The organism is Streptomyces changchenzhani, assembly GCF_039766235.1.
In the GTDB taxonomy this organism is placed as follows: domain Bacteria; phylum Actinomycetota; class Actinomycetes; order Streptomycetales; family Streptomycetaceae; genus Streptomyces.
Window position 1 is genome coordinate 249,592 of the sequence record NZ_JBDHNH010000002.1, and the last position, 23,806, is coordinate 273,397.

Sequence of the window (23,806 nt, forward strand, 5' to 3'; positions counted from 1 at the left end):
CGCCGGCCGCTCTGGCTTGCTCGGGCGCCGGCCCTGTGACGTGCTCGATCCGTGGCCCACCTCCTGGTGGGTCTCGGTCGTGACCCACGTCCCGGTGGGTCTCGGTGGACTATGCAGCACCCTGTGACCCCGGTCACCCTTACGTGCATTTCGTTCATACGAATCAGGCCAGGCAGACTGAAGACATGCGCATCCCCCGCCCTCGCAGCCTGGCCGGCCAGCTCTTCGCGATGCAGGTCGTACTGGTCGCGGTGATCGTCGCCGGGTGTGCGGCCTTCACGTACGTCTCCGACCGCTCCCAGGCCGACGACAGCGCCCGCCGCCAGGCCACCGCCACCGCGACCGCCGTCGCGACGTCCCCCGCGGTGATCGAGGCGGCCCGGTCCGACGACCCGACACCGCTCCTTCAGCCGTACGCCGATGGGCTGCGCAAGGAGGCCGGTGTCGACTTCGTCGTGATCATGGCCCCGAACGGCATCCGCTGGACCCATCCGGAGCCGGGCCAGATCGGCAAGACCTACAGGGGGCGCACCGCCCCGGCGCTCAAGGGCGAGACGTTCGGCGAGACGCATGTGGGGGTGCTGGGGCGCTCGGTGCGGGTGATCACGCCGGTGCGGGACGGCGGGCGGATCATCGGGCTCGTCAGCGCGGGCATCACCGTGGAGAAGATCAGCGCGCAGCTGCGGCAGCAGGTGATCGCGCTGCTCGGGGTCGCCTCCGGCGCGCTGGCCCTGGGCGGCCTCGGTAGCTACGTCATCAACGCCCGGCTCAGGCGGCACACCCACGGTATGAACGCCGCCGAGCTGAGCCGCATGCACGACTATCACCAGGCCGCGCTGCACGCCGTGCGCGAGGGGCTGCTGATGGTCGACGGACAGCGGCGGGTCGCGCTGATCAACGACGGCGGGCGCGAGCTGCTCGGGCTCGGGCCCGACGCGGTCGGCCGCCCGGTGGCCGACATGGATCTGCCCGCTCCGCTCACCAGCGCGCTGCTCGACCCCGGCGCGCGCGTCGACGAGGTGCATCTGACGGCGGACCGGGTGATCGTCGTCAACAGCAGGCCGGTCTCCGGCGGCGAGCAGAGCGGGACCGTCGTGACGCTCCGCGACCACACCGAACTCCAGGCGCTGTCCGGTGAGTTGGACTCCGAGCGCGGCTTCACGCAGGCGCTGCGCTCGCAGGCCCACGAGGCGGCGAACCGGCTGCACACCGTGGTCTCCCTGATCGAGCTCGGCCGCGCGGACGAGGCGGTCGACTTCGCCACCGCGGAGCTGGAGCTGGCCCAGGTGCTCACCGACCAGGTCGTCGGCGCGGTCGGCGAGCCGGTCCTGGCCGCGCTGCTGCTCGGCAAGGCGGCGCAGGCGAACGAACGCGGCCTGACCCTCGTCCTGGACGAGCACAGCCGGATGGACGACGGGCTGCTGCCGCGCACGCTGCCCGCCCGCGACCTGGTGACGATCCTGGGCAACCTGATCGACAACGCGATGGACGCGGCCCAGGGCAGCGAAGGCGCCCGGGTGACCGTGACGGCCCGCACCGACGACGACGAGCTGCTGCTGCGGGTCTCGGACACGGGCCCCGGCGTCGACCCGGCCGCCACCGACGCGGTGTTCGCCCGGGGCTGGTCGACGAAGAGCCCCGGGCGGGGTCTGGGCCTCGCCCTGGTGCGGCAGGCCGCGCACCGGGGCGGCGGCACGGTGGTACTGGCCGAAGGGCCGTACGGTGGCGCGGAGTTCACCGTACGACTGCCGTTGCGCGCGGAGGTGCCCGCATGATCCGGTCCGTGGCGACACGCAGTCCGAGCACCGCACGGGGGCCCGCATGATCAGGGTCCTGGTCGTCGAGGACGACCCGGTGGCGGCCGACGCCCATGCGCTGTACGTCGGGCGGGTCGCCGGGTTCTCCGTGGCGGGCGTGGCCCACTCCCGGGCCGAGGCCGTGCGCGCGCTGGAGCGCATCCCCGTCGATCTGCTGCTGCTCGACCTGTATCTGCCCGACGGCCACGGCCTGGCGCTCGTACGGTCGCTGCGCGGGGCCGGTCACACCGCCGACGTCATCGCCGTCACCTCGGCGCGCGATCTGACCGTTGTACGCGAAGGGGTCTCGCTCGGCGTTGTCCAGTACGTACTCAAGCCCTTCACCTTCGCGACCCTGCGCGACCGGCTCACCCGCTACGCGGAGTTCCGCGCGACGGCGGGCGAGGCCAGTGGCCAGGACGAGGTGGACCGGACGCTCGCGGCCCTGCGCACCCCGCAGCCCGCCGGGCTCCCCAAGGGGCTGAGCGCCCCGACGCTGGAGGCGGTGACCCGTACGCTGCGGGCCGCCACCGACGACGGAGTCACCGCGGCGGCGGCCGGTACAGCGGTGGGGATCTCACGGATCACCGCGCGCCGGTATCTGGAGCACCTGGTGACGGCGGGCCGCGCCGAACGCACCCCGCACTACGGGCAGATCGGCCGCCCGGAGCTGCACTACCGGTGGATCTCCTTGCGCTGAGCGGCAGTTGACGACTGCTTGACACCGATGCGCGGCCGGGCACGGGCATTGACCTTGCTCACGGGGCAGACCTACGGTCACCACGCGGCGTGATCTCCCGGCGGCTGCGCGGCGGCTTCGCACTGGGCGGGGCGGTCAAGGGGTGAGCGCCGGTCGATGTCCGATCGACGCATGCCGGCACCCGGTTCGATCACGGGCTGCGGTAGGACGTTCCTACGATTTGTGATCTTGTCCGAACGCACCGTAGTCACCGCACCTCACCCCTCACTACCGTGTGCCCGTGCACCCCACCCCGCCGTTCAATGCCCCCGCCGCGCGCCGTCTGCGTGAGGCCCTGGGGATGGCACCCGGTCATGTCGCGTACGGCTTGCGCGCGCAGTACGGCCTCAATGTCGGTCCCGATCTGGTCGTCGCCTGGGAGCGCGGTGCGCGGGCCCCCGATTCGGGGGAAATCACCGCGCTGGCCGGGGTCCTGTGGTGCTCGCCCGGCGAGCTGTTCGCCGCCCCGACCACACTGCGCGAGCACCGGACGTCCCGCGGGCTCGCGGCGCAGGATCTGGCGCGGCGGGTGGGCATGGAGCCGGCCGCGTATCAGCGCATGGAGGACGAGGGGCGGTGGCGCGGCAACGAGCGGCAGTCCGCGGCGCTCGCCGAGCTGCTCGAACTGGGACCGCGCGCGTTCATGACAGTGACGGGCCGCGACGAGGAGCTGGCCGAGCTGCTGCGCAGCGCGGTGATGACCCGCTGGCAGGCGTACGTACGCCCGACCGTCAAGCTCCTGCCGCTGCCCCGGCAGCGGATCGAGGACGTACTTCAGCAGCTGCACGCCTCCTACCAGTCGCGGATGGTGGCGACGCTGAGCTGGGGCGGCGGCGATTCGGGGGGCGGCGCGGCGGGCCGGGAGTTCCTCGACGGGATTCTCGGGCACTTCTGGCAGCTGGCGCGCTGAGCCGAAGCTCCACGCCGAGCGGCCCCGCCCCTCCCCCTGAGGGAGGTGATCAGGGCTGCTCGGCGTGCGGCGCGGGGGCACAAGGCCCCGTGGCCCGGGTCAGAAGACCGACTCGGCCTCGTACATCCGGTCCTCGGGCACCCTCTTGAGCTCGGACACACCCTCCGCGAGCGGCACCATCGCGATCTCGGTGCCGCGCAGTCCGGTCATCATGCCGAACGCGCCGCGATGCGCCCCTTCCACCGCGTGCCACCCGAAGCGGGTCGCCAGCACCCGGTCGTACGCCGTCGGGGTACCGCCGCGCTGCACATGGCCGAGGATGACCGGGCGGGCCTCCTTGCCGAGCCGGTTCTCCAGCTCGATCGCGAGACGGGTGCCGATGCCGGTGAAGCGCTCGTGGCCGAACTTGTCGATGAGCCCCTTCTCGTACGGCATCGAGGAGCCCTCGGCCGGGCGTGCGCCCTCCGCGACGCACACGACGGCGAATTTCTTGCCGCGTGCGAAGCGCTCCTCGACCATCTTGACCAGGTCGTCGACCTCGAAGGGCCGCTCGGGCAGGCAGATGCCGTGCGCGCCGCCCGCCATGCCCGACTCCAGTGCGATCCAGCCGGCGTGGCGGCCCATGACCTCGACGACCATGACGCGCTGATGCGATTCCGCCGTGGTCTTGAGCCGGTCTATCGCCTCGGTGGCGACGCCCACGGCGGTGTCGAACCCGAAGGTGCGGTCGGTGCCGTTGATGTCGTTGTCGATGGTCTTGGGTACGCCGACGACGGGCATCCCGGCGTCGGAGAGCATCCGCGACGCGGTCAGGGTGCCCTCGCCGCCGATCGGGATGAGCACGTCGATGCCGGAAAGACCGGCCAACTCGTGCCAGTTCTCGGCCGCTTCACGCAGCCGGTCGCGCTCCAGTCGGGCCGAGCCCAGGATGGTGCCGCCGCGGGCCAGGATGCCGCTTACAGCGTTGAGGTCGAGGGGGCGGTAGTGACCGTCGAGCAGGCCCTTGAACCCGTCCTCGAAGCCGATCACTTCATCGCCGTGACCCGCCACGGCACGGTGCACGACCGACCGGATCACTGCGTTCAGCCCCGGGCAGTCGCCGCCTGCGGTGAGAACTCCGATACGCATCGCGCTGTTTCTCCTGCTCGCTAGTGGTACATGTGAGCCAGAACCCGATTGTTCCACGGGTTGCCGGGGCTCCGCTCTCCCGGCCGCTCCGCCGGGAAGGTCCTTCGGACCCTTGCGCGCCCCTTGCGCACAGGCCCTTCGCCCGGTGGGCGCCCTACCCATCCACAAAGGTATTGTCAAGAGGGCGGGGCCACTCCAACGGGCGTTTCCTCCGGTTCTGCCGGGGGCAGGCGGACATGACACCACCCATACAGGCTATACCGCTTATATCGGTTATATGGCGCACACGGGCAGCATGAGCGAGGGACGGAGAGCACGCGTGACGCGCAGCGTGTACGTGACCGGCATCGACCGGGGGGACGGCCGCCAGGTCGTCGAGCTGGGAGTCATGGAGCTCCTGACCCGCCAGGTGGACCGGGTGGGTGTTTTCCGGCCCCTGGTGCACGACGGCCCCGACCGCCTCTTCGACCTGCTGCGTTCCCGCTACCGGCTGTCGCAGGATCCGGCGTCCGTGTACGGCATCGAGTATCACGAGGCGTCCGCGCTCCAGGCCGAGAAGGGCACCGACGAGCTGGTCTCCCGCATCGTCGACCGCTTCCACCGGGTGGCCCGCGAGTACGAGGTCGTTCTCGTCCTCGGTACGGACTTCGCCGCCACCCAGCTCCCCGACGAACTCGCCCTGAACGCCAGGCTCGCCAATGAGTTCGGCGCCTCGGTGATCCCGGTCGTCGGCGGCCGCAAGCAGACCGCCGAGTCGGTGCGCGCCGAGACCCGCAACGCCTACCGCGCGTACGAGGTCCTGGGCTGCGACGTACTCGCCATGGTCGTCAACCGCTGCGCCCCCGAGGACCGCGCGGCCATCGCCGAGCGCCTGGAGGCCCGCCTCCCGGTGCCCTGCTATGTGCTGCCCGACGATCCGGCGCTCTCCGCCCCCACCGTCGCCCAGATCACCCAGGCCCTCGGCGGCACGGTACTGCTCGGCGACGACGCGGGGCTGGCCCGCGACGCGCTGGACTTCGTCTTCGGCGGCGCCATGCTGCCGAACTTCCTGAACGCCCTGACCCCCGGCTGCCTGGTGGTCACCCCCGGCGACCGCGCCGACCTGGTGGTGGGCTCGCTCGCCGCGCACAGCGCGGGCACCCCGCCCATCGCGGGCGTCCTGCTCACCCTGGGCGAGCGCCCCGGCGACGAGGTCCTCACCCTGGCCGCGCGTCTCGCACCCGGCACCCCGGTTGTCTCGGTGGCCGGCGGCTCCTTCCCCACCGCGGGCGAGCTCTTCGCCATGGAGGGCAAGCTGAACGCCGCCACACCCCGCAAGGCGGAGACCGCGCTCGGCCTCTTCGAGCGACATGTCGACACCGCGGACCTGCTGGCCCGGATGTCGGTGGCCCGCAGCAGTCGCGTCACGCCGATGATGTTCGAGCACGAGCTGCTCGAACAGGCCCGCGCCGGCCGGCGTCGCGTCGTACTCCCCGAGGGCTCCGAGGACCGGGTGCTGCGCGCGGCCGACGTCCTGCTGCGCCGCGACGTGTGCGACCTGACGCTGCTCGGCGATGTCGACGTGATCCGCAAGCGCGCCGCCGACCTGAGCATCGACCTCGCCGAGACTCAGCTCATCGACCCGACGACCTCCGAGCTGCGCGGCGCGTTCGCCGAGAAGTACGCCAAGCTGCGCGCCCACAAGGGCATCAGTGTGGAGCTGGCGTACGACGTGGTCGCGGACGTCAACTACTTCGGCACGATGATGGTCCACGAGGGCCTGGCCGACGGCATGGTCTCGGGTTCGGTGCACTCCACCGCCGCGACCATCCGCCCGGCCTTCGAGATCATCAAGACCAAGCCGAACGCCTCGATCGTCTCCTCGGTCTTCTTCATGTGCCTCGCCGACCAGGTCCTGGTCTACGGCGACTGCGCGGTGGTCCCCGACCCGGACGCCAAGGAACTGGCGGACATCGCGATCCAGGCGGCCGGCACCGCCGCCCAGTTCGGCGTGGACCCCCGGCTGGCGATGCTGTCGTACTCGACGGGCACCTCAGGGTCGGGCGCGGACGTCGACAAGGTGCGCGAGGCAACCGCGCTCGTCCGGGAGCACCGCCCCGACCTGCGGATCGAGGGCCCGATCCAGTACGACGCGGCGGTCGAGCCGTCCGTCGCCGCCACCAAGATGCCGGAGTCCGAGGTCGCGGGCCGGGCGACGGTGCTGATCTTCCCGGACCTGAACACCGGCAACAACACCTACAAGGCCGTGCAGCGCTCGGCCGGCGCGGTGGCCGTGGGCCCGGTACTGCAAGGTCTGCGCAAGCCGGTCAATGACCTCTCGCGCGGCGCGCTGGTGCAGGACATCGTCAACACGGTCGCCATCACCGCGATCCAGGCCCAGGGCAGGAGCGAATGACCGCCGCTCTCCCCACCCTGTCTGCCGCTCCGCCCACCTCGTCCGCTCCCCCCGCCCCGTTCGCCGACTCCGCGACAGAAAGCGCCGCACCCGTGACCGCTACCGCCACGCGCATCCTCGTCCTCAACTCCGGCTCCTCGTCCGTGAAGTACCAGCTGCTCGACATGCGCGACAGCTCACGGCTGGCCGCCGGCCTGGTCGAACGGATCGGTGAGACCACCTCCCGGCTGGTGCACACGCCACTGACCGGGCAGGGCGGCGACGCGGCCAAGCGCGAGCGCACCGGCCCCATCGCCGACCACGAAGCCGCGCTGAAGGCGGTCGCCGAGGAGCTGGCGCAGGACGGGCTCGGCCTGGACTCCCCCGAGCTGGCCGCGATCGGCCACCGGGTGGTGCACGGCGGGCTGAAGTTCACCGAGCCGACCGTGATCACCGGCGAGGTGCTCGCCGAGATCGAGCGGCTCGTGCCGGTCGCCCCGCTGCACAACCCGGCGAACATCACCGGCATCCGCACGGCCCAGGCCCTGCGCCCCGACCTCCCCCAGGTCGCCGTCTTCGACACCGCGTTCCACACGACGATGCCGGAGTCCGCGGCTCGCTACGCGATCGACATCGAGACGGCCGACGCGTACCGCATCCGCCGCTACGGCTTCCACGGCACCTCGCACGCGTACGTCTCGCGCGAGACCGCGAAGCTGCTCGGCAAGGACCCCTCCGAGGTCAACGTCATCGTCCTGCACCTGGGCAACGGGGCCTCGGCCTCCGCGGTCCGGGCCGGGCAGTGCGTCGACACCTCGATGGGCCTGACGCCGCTGGAGGGGCTCGTGATGGGTACGCGCTCCGGTGACATCGACCCCGCGGTCGTCTTCCACCTGGAGCGGGTCGCCGGGATGTCGACGGACGAGATCGACGTACTGCTCAACAAGAAGAGCGGCCTGCTCGGCCTGTGCGGCGACAACGACATGCGGGAGATCCGCCGCCGCATCGACGAGGGCGACCAGCAGGCGCTGCTGGCCTTCGAGATCTACATCCACCGGCTGAAGAAGTACATCGGCGCGTATTACGCCGTTCTCGGCCGGGTCGACGCGGTGGTCTTCACTGCAGGCGTCGGCGAGAACGCGGCGCCGGTGCGCGCGGCGGCGATCGCGGGCCTGGAGGTACTGGGCCTGATGGTGGACGCGGACCTGAACGCCGTACGGGCTGACTCGGCGCGGCTGATCTCGCCGGAATACGCGAGGGTCGCGGTCGCGGTCGTTCCGACCGATGAAGAACTTGAGATCGCTCGCCAGACGTACGCATTGGTCACCGCTTGAGGGGGCCAGCGGCCAACGCCTGAGCGGCCTCCCGCCCATTTGTACATTCCACCAGACGGAATATTCCACAGGGAAACAAACCGATAGGATCCGCCTCATGCGCCGTTCCAAAATCGTCTGCACACTGGGCCCCGCCGTCGACTCTCACGAGCAGCTCGTGGCTCTGATCGAAGCCGGCATGAGCGTGGCCCGCTTCAACTTCAGCCATGGCACTCACGCCGAGCACCAGGGCCGTTACGACCGCGTCCGCAAGGCCGCCGAGGAGACCGGCCAGGCGGTGGGCGTCCTCGCCGACCTCCAGGGACCGAAAATCCGGCTGGCCAAGTTCGCCGAGGGGCCGGTGGAGCTGGTCCGCGGGGACGAGTTCACCATCACCTCCGAGGACGTTTCGGGCGACAAGTCGATCTGCGGTACGACCTACAAGGGCCTGCCGGGCGACGTCGCCAAGGGCGACCCGATCCTGATCAACGACGGCAACGTCGAGCTCAAGGTCATCTCGGTCGAGGGTCCACGGGTCAAGACCATCGTCATCGAGGGCGGTGTCGTCTCCGACCACAAGGGCATCAACCTGCCCGGTGCGGCGGTCAACGTCCCGGCCCTGTCCGAGAAGGACATCGACGACCTCCGCTTCGCCCTCGGAATGGGCTGCGACCTGGTCGCGCTCTCCTTCGTACGCGACGCGGACGACGTCAAGGACGTCCACAAGGTGATGGACGAGGAGGGCCGTAGGGTCCCTGTCATCGCCAAGGTGGAGAAGCCGCAGGCCGTCGAGCACATGGTCGGCATCGTGGACGCCTTCGACGGCGTCATGGTGGCCCGCGGCGACCTGGCTGTCGAGTACCCGCTCGAAAAGGTCCCGATGGTGCAGAAGCGCCTCATCGAGCTGTGCCGCCGCAACGCGAAGCCGGTGATCGTGGCGACCCAGATGATGGAGTCGATGATCACCAACTCGCGCCCCACGCGCGCCGAGGCGTCCGATGTCGCCAACGCGATCCTGGACGGCGCGGACGCGGTCATGCTCTCCGCGGAGTCCTCGGTCGGCGCGTACCCGATCGAGACGGTCAAGACGATGTCGAAGATCGTCGTGGCGGCCGAGGAGGAGCTGCTCTCCAAGGGCCTCCAGCCGCTGGTCCCCGGCAAGAAGCCGCGCACCCAGGGCGGCGCGGTCGCCCGCGCGGCCTGCGAGATCGCGGACTTCCTGGACGGCAAGGCGCTGGTCGCCTTCACCCAGTCCGGCGACACGGCCCGCCGCCTCTCGCGCTACCGCACGGCCCAGCCGATCCTGGCCTTCACCACGGACGAGTCGACCCGCAACCAGCTGTCGCTGAGCTGGGGCATCGAGTCCTTCGTCGTCCCGCACGTGAACAACACGGACGCGATGGTCGACCTGGTCGACGGCGAACTGCTGAAGCTCCAGCGCTACAACCAGGGCGACACAATGATCATCACCGCCGGCTCGCCCCCCGGCGTCCCCGGCACGACGAACATGGTCCGGGTGCACCACCTGGGCGGCGGAGAGCGCAACTGACGGCCTCCTCATAGCTGTACGGCGAGGGCGACACCCCGGACTTCCTGTCCCGGGGTGCCGCCCTCGCCGCGTTCACCGCCCGCCCAACTCCTGCTCCCCCGAATCCACCTCCATCTCCGCCTCCGCTGCGCCGGGTGGGCGCGGCCGTAGAACAGCTGTGGCCCGCACCGGGTCGACCGGTGCGGGCCACAGCTGCTCGTTCGTACGGCCTGTCAGCCGGTGACGAAGTTATGCAGTCCCGGGACCTTGAGCGTGCCGCCGAACTGGCCGGCCTGGGTCACCTTGACCTTGGTGAACATCGCGATCGGGACATTCAGCGGCGGCGGGGTCTCCGGGCTGAACGTGACCGGGATGAGGCCGAAGAGGTTGCCCTTCAGCTCTTCCGTGTACATGACGACCGTGCCCTCGCGGATGGTCGACGTGGAGCCCTGGGACGCCTGTACGTGCATGGTCTTGCCGTTGGGGCCGACGACCGTCTGGTGCAGGTTGTCGATGTCGGTCTCCTTGGCGGTGAACTTCAGGACCTTCTTGATCTTGCCACTGCCGGTCCTGACCTCGACGATTCCCACATAGTCGAGCCCACGCAGGGTGAGCATGGAGCTCTCCAGGATCCACGGGTCGTCCGGCAGGTCCGGGATGCCCTGCTCCAGGTCGGCCGCGGCCAGCGCCTCCGGGTCTGCCGTCGGGCAGGGGAAGCGCTCCTTGCCGTTGGCGTCCTTGGCGGGGTCGTCGTCCTTGGCCGCCGCATCGTCAGCCGCGTCCTTGGCCGCGTCGTCGAGTTCCTCGACCTTCGCGCCCGCTTTGTCCGCCGCGTCCTTGATGGCGTCCTTGGTGCGGTCGGCCGCCTTGTCCGCCGCATCGCCCACCGGGTCCTCGGCGCTGTCCGCCGGGTCATCGGTCTCGGCGTCGGCCGGGCCTGCGGTCTCCTTGTCGGACGGCTTCGACCCGTCGGGCGCCGGGGTTTCCGTCGCCTTCTTGTCGTCGTCCGGACCGTCGAGGAGGTCCTTGATCGCGTCGCCCACACCCAGCGGGTCGAGCGGGTTCTTGCTCTGGCTCGGCGTCGGGGTGGCAGACGGAGTCGGCTTCGTGACCGGCGCCTTGGTGACCGGCGCCTTCGCAGCCTGCCCCGCATCCGCGGCCTCGGAGCTGCTCGCGCTCGCGTCCGGCGTCGGAGTCTCCTCCGGCGCGCTCGGGGTCGAACTCGGGCTCGGCGTCGAACTCGGGCTCGGTGTCGCCGTCGCTGAGGGCTCCGCCGAGGGGGACTTCGACTCGGAGGCATCCGGGTCCGGAGTGTCCGAGCGGGTCACGCAGGGGCCCGGCGCGAAGGGGTTGGCCGGCTGATCGTCGGCCAGCGCCAGCTGGGGGGTGAGCCCCATGCCGACGAAAACGGCCGTGGGCATCGCGGCCAGAGCCATCGCCTTGCCCGCAGGTATCTGCAACTTCGTCAGCAGCGACTTCCTGGGGGCCGCGTGACGCGGCCCGCTTCTTTCCCGGGTCCGGTCGTCTCCGGCCGCGGTCGGCTCCGCCTCGTCACCCCGCACTGTTCCTCCCGCCATTGGCGTCAATAGATTTGTCGCTCACAAATGCGTCGCTCGCATATGTGTCGTCGCCCGAGCGGCTGCCCGGCTCGCCGTCCGGGCGGCGGCCCGGGAACGGCTCATTGCCCGCGTACGGCGCATCGCCCGGGTGAGGGTCGCTGCCCGGGTACGGGTCATTGCCCGGATACGGATCGCTGCCCGGCTTCTCGTCCGACTTCGCGGGATCGGCCGTGGCGCCCGGCTTGGCCGGTACCCATGAAATGGACAGGGCACCGCCGACCAGCGCCAACGAAAACCCGACGAAGAAACCGCCGAGGTTGGACACGGGGATGGAGACCAGCGCCAGCAGAATCGATGCGACGCCTGCGAACACCCTGACGATGTGGTGGAACCACATCGTCAGACCCAGCGTGACAAGCAGCACGCCGATGATGAGCGAACCCGCACCCGCGGTGGTCGCCATGGCCATCGTGAGATGGCCGATCTTGATTTCGGCGTAAGGGAGCCACGCGATCGGCACCCCGCCCAAAATGGTGAGCAGGCCCGCCCAGAACGGCCGACCGCCCCGCCAGACGCGGAACCGCAGCCGCATGTGCTTGATGTAATCGTCGTCGCGGCTCGGACCCGAGGACTCGGCGCTCATGGAAAACAGCTCCCTGGAACCGGTGTTGCTGTGCAGAGGAAAGGGAGGGGGAGCGGGCGGGACGACGTATTACGCGCCCCGCCCGCAGAGGGCGTGCTTAGTAGCACTCCTTGACGCCCTTGTGCAGCTTCATGCTGAGACCGCTGAGCTTGAAGGTGCCGGCCGAGGTGGCCCACGCCTTCTGCTTCACGTCGGTCAGCACAGCCCTGTCGGCCTCCTGCGAGAAGCCGAAGGGGTTGGCACGCGTGCCCGGCTGAATGCCCGGGCCCTTTGTGGCCTTGCCCGCGGCCACACCGATGTTGATGTTGGTGAACGTGGCGTCTGCGCCAAGCTCCTCGACATCCAGGTAGAGGTTCTTGGCCTCGACCGGCGTGCCCTTCCCGCCTGCGTTCAGCTGGAGGGTGATGTTGCCGAAGATCGGGACGTTGGGCGTCACGACCGACTGACACATCTTGGTGATCTCAGCGGACTTGAACGCCGAGACCGCGACCGGGTGGGCAGCCTTGTTGCCCTCCAGGTCGGTGCCTTCGGCCATTCCGCCGTACTGGAAGAAGCCCGTACCGTCGAGCTTTTCCGCACTGACCTTGAAGCTCTGGCCCGAAACGCTGAACGACGCCGCGAGCGCACCCTGTGCAAGGGCAACGCCTATAGCGGCCGTCGCGGCCACACTCGGCACCATGACGACGGCGAACCGCTTCCATCTGGTCCCGCCACGAACTGCTGACTCCATGACTTTCCTCCTTCTCGGACGTACATCTCCATTACGGGCTGGAACCCGCAGGGGGATGGGAGAAGTGCTACGTCCTCGGGAAGGAGAGCGCCCGTATCGGAGGCGCGAACAGCGCCCAAAATCACCGGCGATCACCCCCGAGCGACAACCACTGGCCACGCATTCGCGCAACCGCACTGGACAGGCCCCGCCGGGTAGCAAGGACCCCCCTGTCCACGGCCGACGCGCCACTGCCGCCGGCCCACTCGGTGGGGATCCAGGGGACCGCGGCACCCGAATGGCTGTCGGGCTGGTGCGGTGTTGGACCGAGCGTGGCCGATCGTGGTGCATTACAAGCCGGTGCACAAGGGGGTTCGTTACTCGCTAGTAACGGCCTGATAACCAAGGCGTGGCCGCCCGGCATCGGGCGGCCACGGATGGTGTCGTCGAGTGACGTGAGAAAAGCGGTGATTGACGATCAGAACCGGGCAGAACGGCGTTCGCGGCTTACTGCAAGTAACAGCGGCCGCGATTACCAAGTTTTGGTAAAGCGCGGCCGCTTCTTGTCACCGTGTCGCTAAAACTCCAGAAGTACCCCAGGGGTACCACCCGTCAGAACAGCACCCTCGCCAGTGCCATTCGCGCCGGGGCCACCCGCGGGTCGTCCGCGCCGATGACCTCGAAGAGTTCCAACAGCCGCACCCGCGCGGCGTTCCGGTCGTCGCCCGCCGTGCGGCGCACCGCCTCGACCAGTCGCCCGAAGGCGTCTTCGACATGGCCGCCGACCAGGTCGAGGTCGGCCGCGGCGATCTGTGCCGGTACGTCGGCGGGCCTGTCGGCCGCGTCCTTGCGGACCTGCTGGGGGTCGAGCCCCTGCACCCGGCCGAGCAACTCGGCCTGGGCGAGACCCAGCTTGGCCTCGCTGTTCGCGGGGTCGTCGACCAGCACGTTCTTGTACGCCTGGACCGCGCCGCCGAAGTCGCCCGCGTCCAGCGCCTGCACGGCGGCCTCAAGGAGGGCGTCGTACGGGCCGACCGGCTCCTCGATCTCGCCGGCCTCCGCGAGCGGCCCCTGCTCGGCGGCGTCGGAATCGGCATCGGCATCGACGGCGATACCGGTCAGACCGAAGCGCTCCTCCGCGACCTGGACCAGCTGGTCCAGCGTCTCGCGGATCTGCGCCTCGGGCGCCAGTCCCTGGAAGAGCGGCAGCGCCTGTCCGGCGACCACCGCGAAGACAGCCGGGATCCCCTGGATCCCGAACTGCTGCATCAACATCTGGTTGGCTTCGACATCGATCTTGGCGAGGATGAAACGGCCCTTGTACTCCAGGGTCAGGCGCTCCAGCAAGGGGCTGAGCTGCTTGCACGGCTCACACCACTCGGCCCAGAAGTCGATGACGACCGGGACTTCGGAGGAGCGCTGAAGGACATCGCGCTCAAATCCGGCCTCGTCGACATCGATCACCAGACTCGACGGAGCGACACCCGCGGGGCCGCCCTCCGTGGCGGCCTCGGCACGGGCCTGCTCCGCCTTCTGCCGGGCTTCGCCGGCCGCCTTCACCGCGGCGAGGTCAACGACGCCGCTCATGGACATGTTCCTAGGCTGCATGCGTACATCCTCCCCCTTTCGCGCGCGGTTCTGGAATGCTTGATGAACCGGGGCCCGCTCGCAGCCCCCCGCCGGATTGCGGGGCATACGGGCGGACAACGGTCCGGGGTCCCGAGGAGGACCGGTGGTCGGCGCCGGATCCCCATCCGGCGCAGTGGTCGTCGCGTAGTGGCTGCGTGGTTGTCGCTGCTTTCGCTACAGGTCGTAGCGTAACTCGAAAGCCCGCCGCGCCGCTGCCCCTTCCCGGTGATCTCCCTCACTGACTTTCAGCTCACCGACTTTCACCTACTGGCCGGTATGGTCACGGGCATGTCCAGCCAGATCCACCCCACTCCCCCCTCCCGAACAGGCCGTCCGCGCAGCCCGCAGGCCCATGCCGCGATCCTTGAGGCGACCAGGGAGGCGCTGGTGGAGCTGGGCTGGTCCAAGCTCACGATGGGCGATGTGGCGAGCCGGGCCGGGGTCGCCAAGACGACCCTCTACCGCCGGTGGGCGCACAAGAACGAGCTGGTCGTCGATGCCGTGGCCGTCCTCTTCGACGAGCTCGAACTCCCCGACCGGGGCAGCCTGGCGGCCGACATCGAGGGCGTGGTGCTCCAGTTCGCGGCGCTCCTGGAGCGGCCCGAGACCAAGACGGCGCTGATGGCGGTGGTCGCGGAGTCGACGCGCGACGAGGCGCTGCGGCAGCGGATCCGCTCGGCAATCGTCGACCGGCAGAAGCGCCTGGTGGTGCTGGGCCGCGAACGGGCGCAGGCCCGCGGCGAGCTGCCGTACGAGGAGGACCCCGCGCAGGCGGCCGGCAACGCGGACCTGATCTTCGACGTGATCGCCGGAGCCGTCGTCCACCGGGCGCTGGTGAGCGCGGAACCGGTGGACGCGGCCTGGGCGCACAGCTTCACGCTGCTGCTGGTGAGCGGGCTGGGAGCCACCCCTCAGCGGTGAGGGGCGGCTCAGCTGTGTGGGGCGGCTCAGCTGTGACGGGGTGGACGTGTCAGACCTGGTAGCGGTCCGGCGCGAACAGCCGGAGGTTCTCCGCGACCCACTCCGAGGTGTGCTTGAGCCCGTCCTCCAGCGACATTTCCGGCCGCCACCCCGACCACTCCAGCGCCCGCGTGTTGTCGGAGAGCAGCCGCTCCACCTCGCTGCCGGCCGGCCGCAGCCGCGCCGGGTCGACCACCACCTCGGCGTCCCGCCCCGACGCGGCGATCAGCGCGTGGGCGAGGTCCCCGATGGCGATCTCGCGGCCGGTGCCCAGGTTGACGGCCTCGCCGAGTGCCCGGTCGCAGCCGGCCATCGCGAGGAAGCCGCGGGCCGTGTCGGTGACGTACGTGAAGTCGCGGGTCGGGGTGAGCGAGCCGAGCTTGATCTGCCGCGCCCCGGAGTGCAGCTGGGCGAGGATCGCGGGGATGACGGCGCGCGCGGACTGGCGCGGGCCGTAGGTGTTGAAGGGCCGCACGACCGTCACGGGCAGTTCGAAGGCGTGGTGGAAGGAGAGCGCCGTCATGTCGGCGCCGATCTTCGACGCGGAGTACGGGGACTGCGGCTGGAGCGGGTGCGCCTCGCTGATCGGCGCGGTCAGGGCCGTTCCGTACACCTCGCTCGTGGAGGTGTGCACGAGCCGGCGGACGGAGTGCCTGCGGCAGGCCTCCGCGACGTTCTCGGTGCCGACGACATTGGTCTGCACGTACGCGCCGGGCGACTCGTAGCTGTACGGGATGCCGATCAGCGCGGCGAGATGGAAGACGGTGTCGCAGCCCTGGACGGCGTCCGAGACCCGGCCCGCGTCGCGTACGTCGCCCGCAAGCATCTCGACGCGGCTGCTGCCCAGGTGGTGGGCGAGGAAGCCCTTCTCGCCGTACGGCTTGTAGTGGACGAAGGCCCGGACGTGCGCGCCGCGCTCCACCAGGAGGTCGACGAGGGTGGAGCCGATGAAGCCCTCGGCGCCGGTGACGACGACCCTGCGGCCGTTCCAGTCCAGGGCGCTGCTCGGGTTCAGGTTCAGGTTCAGGTTCAGGTCGTTGCTCATGCGGTGTGCTCCAGGTCCGGGTGGGCGGGGAGGGACGGGAAAGTGAGGCCCGACAGCCGCATTACCTGCGCGGCCAGCAGGTCCGCGGCCTGTGCGTGGGTGCCGGGGTCGGCCGCGCGGCTCATGACCGCGAGCCGCGTCGGGTCGGCGAGCAGCGGCTCGACGAGGTCGGCGAGGAGCTCGGCCGTGACGTCGCCGTCGGGCACGAGGTGGGCGGCGCCGACGTCGGACAGCACGCGGGCGTTGTGGGTCTGGTGGTCGCCCGGGGCGTGCGGGTAGGGCACCAGGACGGCCGGGACGCCGACGGTGGCCAGCTCGGCGACGGTCGCGGAGCCGGCGCGGCAGACGACCAGGTCGGCGGCGGCGTACGCCAGGTCCATCCGGTCGAGGTAGGGCACGACCGTCGCGACTCCCCCGGCGCCCGCGTCCGCGATCCGCCGCCGGGTGTCGTCGAGGGCCGCCGGGCCCGTCTTGATCAGCAGGTGTACGTCGGTCCGCGGCCGCCAGCACTCCGCGAGCCCGACCGCCGCCTCGGTGAGGCGGCGCGCGCCCAGGCTGCCGCCGTTGAAGAGCACGAGCCGGGCGCCGCCCGGTATGCCGAACGCCCGGCGGGCCTCGTCGCGCGTCCCCGCCCGGTCGAGGCGGGCCAGCGAGGCGGCGATCGGCATGCCGACCGTGCGGGCGTCCTGGCCGCCGGAGAGGTGGGCGCGGCTGCGGTCGAAGGCGACGGCGATGTGCGGGGTGAGGCGGGCGGCGAACTGGTTGGCCCGCCCCGGCACCGCGTTGGACTCGTGGATCACGCTCGGCAGCCCGGCCATCCTCGCGCCGAGGATGACGGGCGCGCTCGGGTAGCCGCCCATGCCGACGGCGACCTGCGCGCCCTGCTCGCGCAGGATGGTCCGGCACTGGGCGCCGGACTTGAGCAGGGCCGCGGGGAGCAGGAAACGCTTGGCCCCGATGGACGGGTCGAAGGGGATCATGTCGACGGTGTGCAGCAGGTAGCCGGCGCCCGGGATCAGCTCGGTCTCCAGGCCCCGTTGGGTGCCGACGAAGGTGATGGTGGCGTCGGGTACGGCCCGGCGCAGTGCTTCGGCGAGTGCGGGCCGCCGTCGAGGACGGACTCGCCATCGAGGGGTACGAGGTCCGGGGCGCCGCCGACGGACTGGCCGCGCTGAGCGAGGTGGCCGGCTGGCAACCGGACGCGATTGTCCTGGACGTGATGATGCCGGTGCTCGACGGACTTGGCGTCTGCCGCCGGCTGCGGGCCATGGAGGACCGTACGCCGATCCTGGTCCTCACCGCGCTGGACACGGTGAGCGAGCGCGTCGACGGCCTGGACGCGGGTGCGGACGACTACCTGGTGAAGCCGTTCGCCCTGGACGAGCTGGTGGCGCGGGTACGGGCGCTGCTGCGCCGGGCCGCGCCGCCGCTGGAGTCCGCCGAGTTGGCCTATGCCGACCTGGTGCTTGATCCGGAGTCGCGCACGGGCCGGCGCGGCGGGCGGGCGCTGGTCTTCAGCCGCACCGAGTTCACGCTCCTTGAGCTGCTGCTGCGCCACCCCGGCCAGGTGCTCCCCCGCGAGCTGATCCTGGAGCTTGTCTGGGGCCGGGACTTCGGTCCCGACTCCAACTCCCTTGCTGTGTACGTCGGTTATCTGCGCCGGAAGCTGGAGGCGGGCGGCGAGCCACGCCTGGTCCACACCGTGCACGGCGTCGGCTACCGCCTGGACCTGGCATGAGCGGCGAGCGCAGGCTGGGGGCGCGCTGGCGGCGGCACAGGTCCCTGCGTACCCGCCTCACGCAGGTCGCTTCGGCGGCGGTGGCTGTTGTGGCGGTCGGGGTGTGCGCGGCGGCGTTCTTCGTGCTGCGGCACGAGCTGTACCAGCAGCTCAATCTCAACCTGACCCAGTCGGCGACCCGTATCGCCCAGCAGAACCGGGAGGCGGGGCCCGAGGTGCTGACGGGCGAGTGCCGCTATCCGGCGGCGCCCGCCTGCGCCCAAATCGTGCCCGCCGATCCGGCCGATGATCCGGCCGCCGATCCGGGCCGCGATTCCGGTGAGCCGTATCTCCTCCCGGTCACCGGTCCGGTCCGCGAGGTGGCGGCGGGCGACCGGGCGCCGTACTTCAAGGACATCACCTTCGAGGGCTACCCGACGCGGATGCTGACCACCACCTTCGGCGACGGCAAGGCGATCCAGGTGGCCCTGCGCGCCGACGTGGTGGACGCCCGGGTGGCGCGCGCGGCCTGGCTGCTCGCGGGGGTGGGCGCGGCGGGTGTCCTGCTGGCCGCCGGCCTCGGCTACTGGGTGTCCAGGACGGGCCTGGCGCCGGTCGCCCGCCTGACCGCGACGGCCGAGCGGATCGCGGCCACCCGTGACCCCCGCCACCGCATCGACCTGCCGCCGGGGCCGCCGGGCCGCCAGGACGAGATCGTCCGCCTGGCGACCAGCTTCAATACGATGCTGGGCGAACTGGAGCAGTCGGTGACGGCCCAGCGCCGCCTGGTCGCCGACGCCTCCCACGAACTGCGCACCCCGCTCACGGCGCTGCGTACGAACGCGGAACTGCTGGCCCGCGCGGACCGGCTCACCACCGCCCAGCGCGACCGGGCGTCCGGTGCGCTGGGCCGTCAGCTCCGCGAAGTCACCGGCCTGGTCAACGACTTGATCGAGCTGGCCAGGGACGAGGAGCCGCAGCCGCTGCTTGAGGAGGTACGTATCGCCGCGCTCGTCGAGCACGGGGTGGGCGCGGCCCGTGCGCACTGGCCGGACATCCCGTTCACGCTGCGCACGGCCCCGGAGGCCGCGGCGACGACGCTGCCCGGGGTCCCGGCGCGGCTGACGCGGCTGCTGACGAACCTGCTGGACAACGCGGCGAAGTTCAGCCCGCCGGACACCCCGGTGGAGGTCGAACTGACCGCGTTCTCAGCCGACTTGGAGCTGACGGTCCGTGACCACGGCCCGGGGATCGCCCCGGCGGACCTCCCGTACGTCTTCGACCGCTTCTACCGCGCGGAAGCGGCCCGCGCGCTGCCGGGCTCGGGCCTGGGCCTGGCGATGGCCCGCCAGATCGCGCGGGCGCACGGCGCGGACCTGACGGCGGAGCGCGCGGCGGGCGGCGGGGCGCTGTTCCGGGTGCGGTTCCCCGTGCCGTAGGGCGTGGCCGGGTCCGGGTCCGGACAGCTCTACGCCGTTGCCACCGGCAGATCCTGCGGGCCGGCCAGGAGGGCGCGGGCGTGCAGTTGTGCGGCAGGGGAGAACTGGAGGGCGTTGTGGCCCGCGCCGCAGGTGACATCGCGCCAACGGCGCTGCAGTTCCTCGCTCTCCGCGTGGCCCTGGGTGCCCGCGCTGCGCAACAGGCGGTCCACCGCCGTGGTGACGAGTTCCGCGGCCAGGGCGCAGTCGCGGACGTTGCGCGCCGTGTCCCGTTCGGACACGGCGCCGCTGTCGGCCATCTGGGCCACCCGGGCCAGCAGCAGGCCGGCGGCGTCGATCTCGCCGTCGGACCGGGCCAGGACCTGCTCGTACGTGCCCCGGTCGGTGGCGCCCGAGACCGAGGCCGACCCCGCGTCGAGTTTCGCCCCGACCAGCTCCGACCAGCGGCGCACCGCCCCCCGGGCGACACCCAGGAGCGGGGCGGTGAGGGTCAGACCGTTGACCGCCTTCAGCGGCACCCCGTGACAGGGCGCCGCCGGGGCGGGCGCCGCTCCGGCGACCACCGTGCCGAGCGGGACGGAACGCTCCGCGGGGACCATGACGTCATCCAGCCGTACCGTATTGCTGCCGGTGCCACGCATCCCCAGGGTGAACCAGGTGTCCTCGACGGCGACATCGGTGCGGGGCACGGCGAACACCCGTACCTCCGGCTTCGCCGCGGTCGCGGTACGGGCCGCCACCAGGACCCAGTGCGAGAATTCGATGCCGCTGACATAGGGCCAGCCACCCGTCACCCGCCAGCCGCCGAGTACCGGCGTGGCGGTCCCTGCGGGCATCAGGCCGGCGGCCACCACGGTTTCGCGGCCCTTCTGCCACACCTCCTCCTGCCCGGATCTCGGCAGGAACGCGGTCAGGCGCCCGGCACTCGCGGTCACCGAGGCGACCCACGCCGCGGCGGCGCAGCCCCGGCCCAGTTCGTCGGCGGCGGCCAGCAGTTCGGTGAACGTGCCGGGAGTTCCCGCCAGGCCGGCCGGAGCGAAATGGTGGGCGAAGCCGGCATCGACGATCGCCTCGGCCACCAAGGGGTGGAGCCGGCGGCCGGTGTCCGCGCCGGCGGCGTGTTCCGCTGCCAGGGGGGCGATTGTCCGGGCGGCCTCGGCCAGGGGGCGCGGTGCGGCTGTTTCGTTGCTCATGGCGTTCTCCTACGGTTCGGTCCGGGACGAACGTGCGCTGTCAGCCCTGCAGTCCGACCCGTCGGGCGGCCGTCATGAAGACGTCCGCCGTTTCGGGAAGCCGGTCCATGGCGTCCCGGTAGCGAGCCCTGCCTTCGGCCAGCCCCTGGCGGACCGTGGGGTCGTACAACATGGCTTCCAGCCCCGCCGCCACGGACTCCTCGTCCAGCAGCTCGGCCCGTACGGCCGTGTCCACGAAGGGGTTGTCCTCCAGCAGCGGCCCGACGATGCTGTTCCAGCGCAGCGGCCACATGTGGAACGGGCTTATCGCACCGGGGAAGTCGGACAGCCAGGTCCGTACCGTCGGCGACAGGCCGCCGAACGCCGCCTCCAACCGTTCGATTCCGGCCCGGCCGCCGGCCGCGCCGGCGCGGCCGTCCACCTCGAAGCTGTTGGTGGTGAACAGCCCGGGTACGTCGGCGAGAATCGCCCGCTCCAGTGCGAAGGACGGCAAGAACATGGAGAACACGCCGTCCGAGGCCGCGATGAGCTCGGTGTAGCGCCGCGCGGAGGGCGCCGGCTGCCGCCTGACCCGGTCGGCGGGCAGTCCGCCGAACCCTTCGAAGGCGGGTCCGATGAAGAGGAAATGGGTACGTGCGGGCAGCATCTCCAGGTAATGGGCGACGAGTTGGGGAACGCGCGCGGCCAGCTCACGGGTGGCAGGACCAGCGCGTGTCTGCATCAGGTGCTGCCACGGCAGCGTGGGGATCGCCAGCAACCGGTCCGCGTCTGCGATGCCCAGCGAACCGCGCACTTCCCGACGGGCCGCTGCCGAGAGCGGCCGGACGGTGGGGTCGGCCCGGTAGGCCAGGGCCGGGCCGTCCGGATCGGCGTGCGGGCGAACCCCGGGCACCGGCCACAGATGGGCGGGCATGTCCAGGATGCGGTCGCTGACCTCCATGGTCTTCCCCATGATCTCCACCTCACGGCTGGTGGACGTCAGGTCGTACAGATCGATGGGGATGACCGGCAGGCCGAAGTCCTGCACATACCAGGGGTCGGTGTCGTAGCTGATGACGTGGGTCATCCAGTGGGCCGTGTAGTCGCACAGCACGATCGCGTCGGGCCTGAAGTCCCGCACCGCTCCGGCCACCACCTCGCGGACACCGGCTCCCAGCGCGGAAGTGACGGTGGTGTACGAGTGGCCGGTGGCGCGCAGTTGCTCCTCGTTGTAGGCGTCGATCACGAAGTGGCTCTTCACCCCGGCGGCCGCCAGCTGACCGGCGAGGTCGAGCCCCATCGTCGTCTCGTGCAGGGTCAGCGCCAGCGAAGACATGAAGAGCAGTCGCATGGTGTGTCTCCGGTCGGTCGTCAGATGGGCAGCAGAAGCCGGGTGCGCGCCTCCACGGATTCGCGCAGGGCACGCGCGACCGTGCGTACGTCGTCGTCGCTCAGGCCCGGGTGGATGGGCAGGCACAGCGTCCGGCCCGACGCCAGCTCGGTACCGGGCAGCACACGGCCGGTCGACTTGTAGGTGGGCACTTTGTGCAGCGGTGCGTAGCGGAAGGTGGTGTAGATGCCGGCTTCGAGCAGGTCCGACGCCGCCTCGTCGCGGATCGCGGGGTCCGTCTGCACCCAGTAGAAGTAGTGCGAGGCCTCGTGTCCGGGGCTCAGCGGCGGCGGCAGGCGCAGCCCCTGGGCGCTGCCCAGTTCGCGCTGGTAGAGCTCCACGATCTCCCGGCGCCGGGAGATGAACCCGGGCAGTCGGCGCAGTTGGACACTGCCGATCGCGGCGGTGAGGTCATTGCCGATCAGCCTGCGGCCGACCTCGGGGACCTCCAGTTCCCACCAGCGATGGGAGACCCGCGCGTAGCCGGCCCCCGACGGGTGGACCAGCCCGTGGTAGGCCAGTCGCCGGGCGCGTACGACGAGTTCGGCGTCGCGTACGTAGAGGAGTCCGCCGTCTCCGGTGGTGAGGATCTTCGCGGCGTCCAGGCTCCACATCGCCAGATCGCCGAGGCTGCCGAGCGGGCGGCCGTCCACGGCCGACCCCAGGGCGCAGGCCGCGTCCTCGATCAGGATGAGGCCGCGTTCCCGGCAGCGTTCCGCGATCTCCAGGATGTCGCCGGGGTAGCCGGCGTAGTGGAGCAGCAGCACGGCCTTGGTGCTTGGAGTCAGCGCCGCCTCGATGTCGTGCCAACTCGGGTTCATCGTATGGTCGTCGACGTCGCAGAACACCGGGCGTGCGCCCGATGCCATGACCGCGTTGGCGGCGGCGAGGAAGCTCATGGACGGCAGGACGACGTCGTCACCGGGGCCGAGGCCGAGCGCCTCGACGGCCAGGAAGAGCCCCGAGGTACCGGAGTTGAGGAACACGACGTGGTCGGCGGGCACACCGAGGTGCGCGGCGAACTCCGACTCGAAGGCCTTGGTCCGCGGCCCGTGCCCCAGCCACTTGCTGTCGAACACCTCGGCCACGGCGGCGAGTTCCTCTTCACCTACCTGGGGCTGGAAAAGGCTGATCATTTGGTTCCTTTCGGCTGGGCGGGGCCGGGCCGGTCGCCGCGACACCGTCGGGCTTCGGAAAGGCAGGGGCGAACCGGGGGTGGAAAAGGGCTCCCGACTGCTCAGAACTGCTGGTCGTGGGTGATGCGACGGGACTTCAGCCGAATGCCCTCCGGGCCGTCGACCAGGGTGTCGTGCACCAGGCAGCTGGGGGCGACGTCCGGCTTGCCGCCCGGACGCACCGTCACCACGAGTGCGTAGACGGTCGATCGGACCGTCCCGTCCTCCTGGTGCTCCAGGGCCATGTGGTTGAACCAGTGCCGGCGCTGAACGGGGTCGCCGTCGAACCGCCGGTGGAAGTCGACGAGTTCGCGGACGATGCCGGGCCGGGTGCGCGCCGGGTCGACGCCCGGGGAGTGCTGGAACTCGCCGTCCTCGGTGAAGGTCGCCGCGTACTCCTCGAAGCGGCCCGCGTCTAGGTGCTGCATCTGGTGGGCGTAGAAGTGCTGGGCCCGGACGAGCAGGTCCGTGGATGCGGGAGGGGCGGTGGTGGCTGTGGTGGCTGTGGTGGTCATCGGCGGGTCTCCGGAGTCCGTGGTACGGGAAAGGTGCGGGACAGGTACGGGACAGGTGCGGCAGG

20 protein-coding genes are annotated in these 23,806 nt (G+C 71.0%); 9 read left to right on the forward strand and 11 right to left on the reverse strand.

Annotated features, from left to right (window positions below; genetic code table 11):
• Positions 1–185: 185 nt before the first annotated feature.
• From ABCR94_RS09325 to ABCR94_RS09335, 3 genes are all read left to right on the forward strand, one after another.
• Complete coding sequence (locus ABCR94_RS09325) at positions 186–1,775, forward strand: sensor histidine kinase (protein ID WP_347118729.1); 1,590 nt, start codon at positions 186–188, stop codon at positions 1,773–1,775.
• Positions 1,776–1,821: 46 nt separating this feature from the next.
• Positions 1,822–2,496, forward strand: coding sequence for a response regulator (locus ABCR94_RS09330; RefSeq protein ID WP_347118730.1), 675 nt, complete (start codon positions 1,822–1,824; stop codon positions 2,494–2,496).
• Positions 2,497–2,770: 274 nt separating this feature from the next.
• Positions 2,771–3,445 carry a helix-turn-helix transcriptional regulator gene (locus ABCR94_RS09335; protein WP_347118731.1) on the forward strand — a complete coding sequence of 225 codons (675 nt, stop codon included), beginning with the start codon at positions 2,771–2,773 and terminating at the stop codon, positions 3,443–3,445.
• Positions 3,446–3,544: 99 nt separating this feature from the next.
• Here the strand turns inward: ABCR94_RS09335 and ABCR94_RS09340 are convergent, their stop codons facing one another.
• Positions 3,545–4,573 carry an ATP-dependent 6-phosphofructokinase gene (locus ABCR94_RS09340; RefSeq protein ID WP_347118732.1) on the reverse strand — a complete coding sequence of 343 codons (1,029 nt, stop codon included), beginning with the start codon at positions 4,571–4,573 and terminating at the stop codon, positions 3,545–3,547.
• Between the two features lie 319 nt (positions 4,574–4,892).
• Here ABCR94_RS09340 and pta point away from each other — a divergent pair, with 319 nt between their 5' ends.
• The 3 genes from pta to pyk all read left to right on the forward strand — a co-directional run bounded on the left by pta (position 4,893) and on the right by pyk (position 9,809).
• Positions 4,893–6,968 carry a phosphate acetyltransferase gene (gene pta / locus ABCR94_RS09345; protein WP_347118733.1) on the forward strand — a complete coding sequence of 692 codons (2,076 nt, stop codon included), beginning with the start codon at positions 4,893–4,895 and terminating at the stop codon, positions 6,966–6,968.
• 92 nt (positions 6,969–7,060) lie between these two features.
• The gene (locus tag ABCR94_RS09350) at positions 7,061–8,281 is read left to right on the forward strand and encodes an acetate kinase (RefSeq protein WP_347119126.1); all 1,221 of its coding nucleotides are present in this window, start codon (positions 7,061–7,063) and stop codon (positions 8,279–8,281) included.
• Positions 8,282–8,378: 97 nt separating this feature from the next.
• A complete protein-coding gene (gene pyk, locus ABCR94_RS09355; RefSeq protein WP_347118734.1) occupies positions 8,379–9,809 on the forward strand; it encodes a pyruvate kinase in 1,431 nt (476 codons plus the stop codon).
• A 212-nt stretch (positions 9,810–10,021) separates the two neighbouring features.
• Here the strand turns inward: pyk and ABCR94_RS09360 are convergent, their stop codons facing one another.
• From ABCR94_RS09360 to ABCR94_RS09375, 4 genes are all read right to left on the reverse strand, one after another.
• The gene (locus tag ABCR94_RS09360; protein WP_347119127.1) at positions 10,022–11,350 is read right to left on the reverse strand and encodes a hypothetical protein; all 1,329 of its coding nucleotides are present in this window, start codon (positions 11,348–11,350) and stop codon (positions 10,022–10,024) included.
• The gene (locus ABCR94_RS09365) at positions 11,340–11,990 is read right to left on the reverse strand and encodes a DUF6114 domain-containing protein (RefSeq protein ID WP_347118735.1); all 651 of its coding nucleotides are present in this window, start codon (positions 11,988–11,990) and stop codon (positions 11,340–11,342) included. The genes ABCR94_RS09360 and ABCR94_RS09365 overlap by 11 nt, the downstream gene beginning before the upstream one ends.
• Positions 11,991–12,087: 97 nt before the next feature.
• A complete protein-coding gene (locus tag ABCR94_RS09370) occupies positions 12,088–12,720 on the reverse strand; it encodes a DUF6230 family protein (protein ID WP_347118736.1) in 633 nt (210 codons plus the stop codon).
• A 591-nt stretch (positions 12,721–13,311) separates the two neighbouring features.
• Positions 13,312–14,307, reverse strand: coding sequence for a tetratricopeptide repeat protein (locus tag ABCR94_RS09375; protein ID WP_347118737.1), 996 nt, complete (start codon positions 14,305–14,307; stop codon positions 13,312–13,314).
• A gap of 309 nt (positions 14,308–14,616) precedes the next feature.
• Between ABCR94_RS09375 and ABCR94_RS09380 the strand changes: the two genes are divergently transcribed.
• Positions 14,617–15,249 (forward strand): TetR/AcrR family transcriptional regulator, encoded by a 633-nt coding sequence (locus ABCR94_RS09380; protein ID WP_347118738.1) that lies wholly within the window; start codon positions 14,617–14,619, stop codon positions 15,247–15,249.
• A gap of 49 nt (positions 15,250–15,298) precedes the next feature.
• Here the strand turns inward: ABCR94_RS09380 and ABCR94_RS09385 are convergent, their stop codons facing one another.
• Both ABCR94_RS09385 and ABCR94_RS09390 read right to left on the reverse strand, forming a co-directional pair.
• A complete protein-coding gene (locus ABCR94_RS09385; RefSeq protein WP_347118739.1) occupies positions 15,299–16,333 on the reverse strand; it encodes a GDP-mannose 4,6-dehydratase in 1,035 nt (344 codons plus the stop codon).
• Positions 16,330–17,418, reverse strand: a complete 1,089-nt coding sequence (locus ABCR94_RS09390; RefSeq protein ID WP_347119128.1) for a UDP-N-acetylglucosamine--N-acetylmuramyl-(pentapeptide) pyrophosphoryl-undecaprenol N-acetylglucosamine transferase — start codon at positions 17,416–17,418, stop codon at positions 16,330–16,332. Before ABCR94_RS09390 ends, ABCR94_RS09385 begins: the two co-directional genes overlap by 4 nt.
• Between ABCR94_RS09390 and ABCR94_RS09395 the strand changes: the two genes are divergently transcribed.
• A complete protein-coding gene (locus tag ABCR94_RS09395; protein ID WP_347118740.1) occupies positions 17,418–18,071 on the forward strand; it encodes a response regulator transcription factor in 654 nt (217 codons plus the stop codon). The two genes, ABCR94_RS09390 and ABCR94_RS09395, sit on opposite strands and share 1 nt — an antisense overlap.
• A complete protein-coding gene (locus ABCR94_RS09400; protein ID WP_347118741.1) occupies positions 18,068–19,489 on the forward strand; it encodes a HAMP domain-containing sensor histidine kinase in 1,422 nt (473 codons plus the stop codon). The genes ABCR94_RS09395 and ABCR94_RS09400 overlap by 4 nt, the downstream gene beginning before the upstream one ends.
• 29 nt (positions 19,490–19,518) lie before the next feature.
• Here ABCR94_RS09400 and ABCR94_RS09405 read toward each other — a convergent pair whose 3' ends face one another.
• The 4 genes from ABCR94_RS09405 to ABCR94_RS09420 form a co-directional block, all read right to left on the reverse strand.
• Positions 19,519–20,682, reverse strand: coding sequence for an acyl-CoA dehydrogenase family protein (locus tag ABCR94_RS09405; RefSeq protein WP_347118742.1), 1,164 nt, complete (start codon positions 20,680–20,682; stop codon positions 19,519–19,521).
• Between the two features lie 40 nt (positions 20,683–20,722).
• Entirely contained in the window at positions 20,723–22,012 is a 1,290-nt protein-coding gene (locus ABCR94_RS09410; RefSeq protein WP_347118743.1) for a DUF6365 family protein, read from the reverse strand.
• Positions 22,013–22,032: 20 nt separating this feature from the next.
• Complete coding sequence (locus ABCR94_RS09415; protein ID WP_347118744.1) at positions 22,033–23,187, reverse strand: DegT/DnrJ/EryC1/StrS family aminotransferase; 1,155 nt, start codon at positions 23,185–23,187, stop codon at positions 22,033–22,035.
• Positions 23,188–23,288: 101 nt separating this feature from the next.
• The gene (locus ABCR94_RS09420) at positions 23,289–23,741 is read right to left on the reverse strand and encodes a nuclear transport factor 2 family protein (protein WP_347118745.1); all 453 of its coding nucleotides are present in this window, start codon (positions 23,739–23,741) and stop codon (positions 23,289–23,291) included.
• Positions 23,742–23,806: the final 65 nt, after the last annotated feature.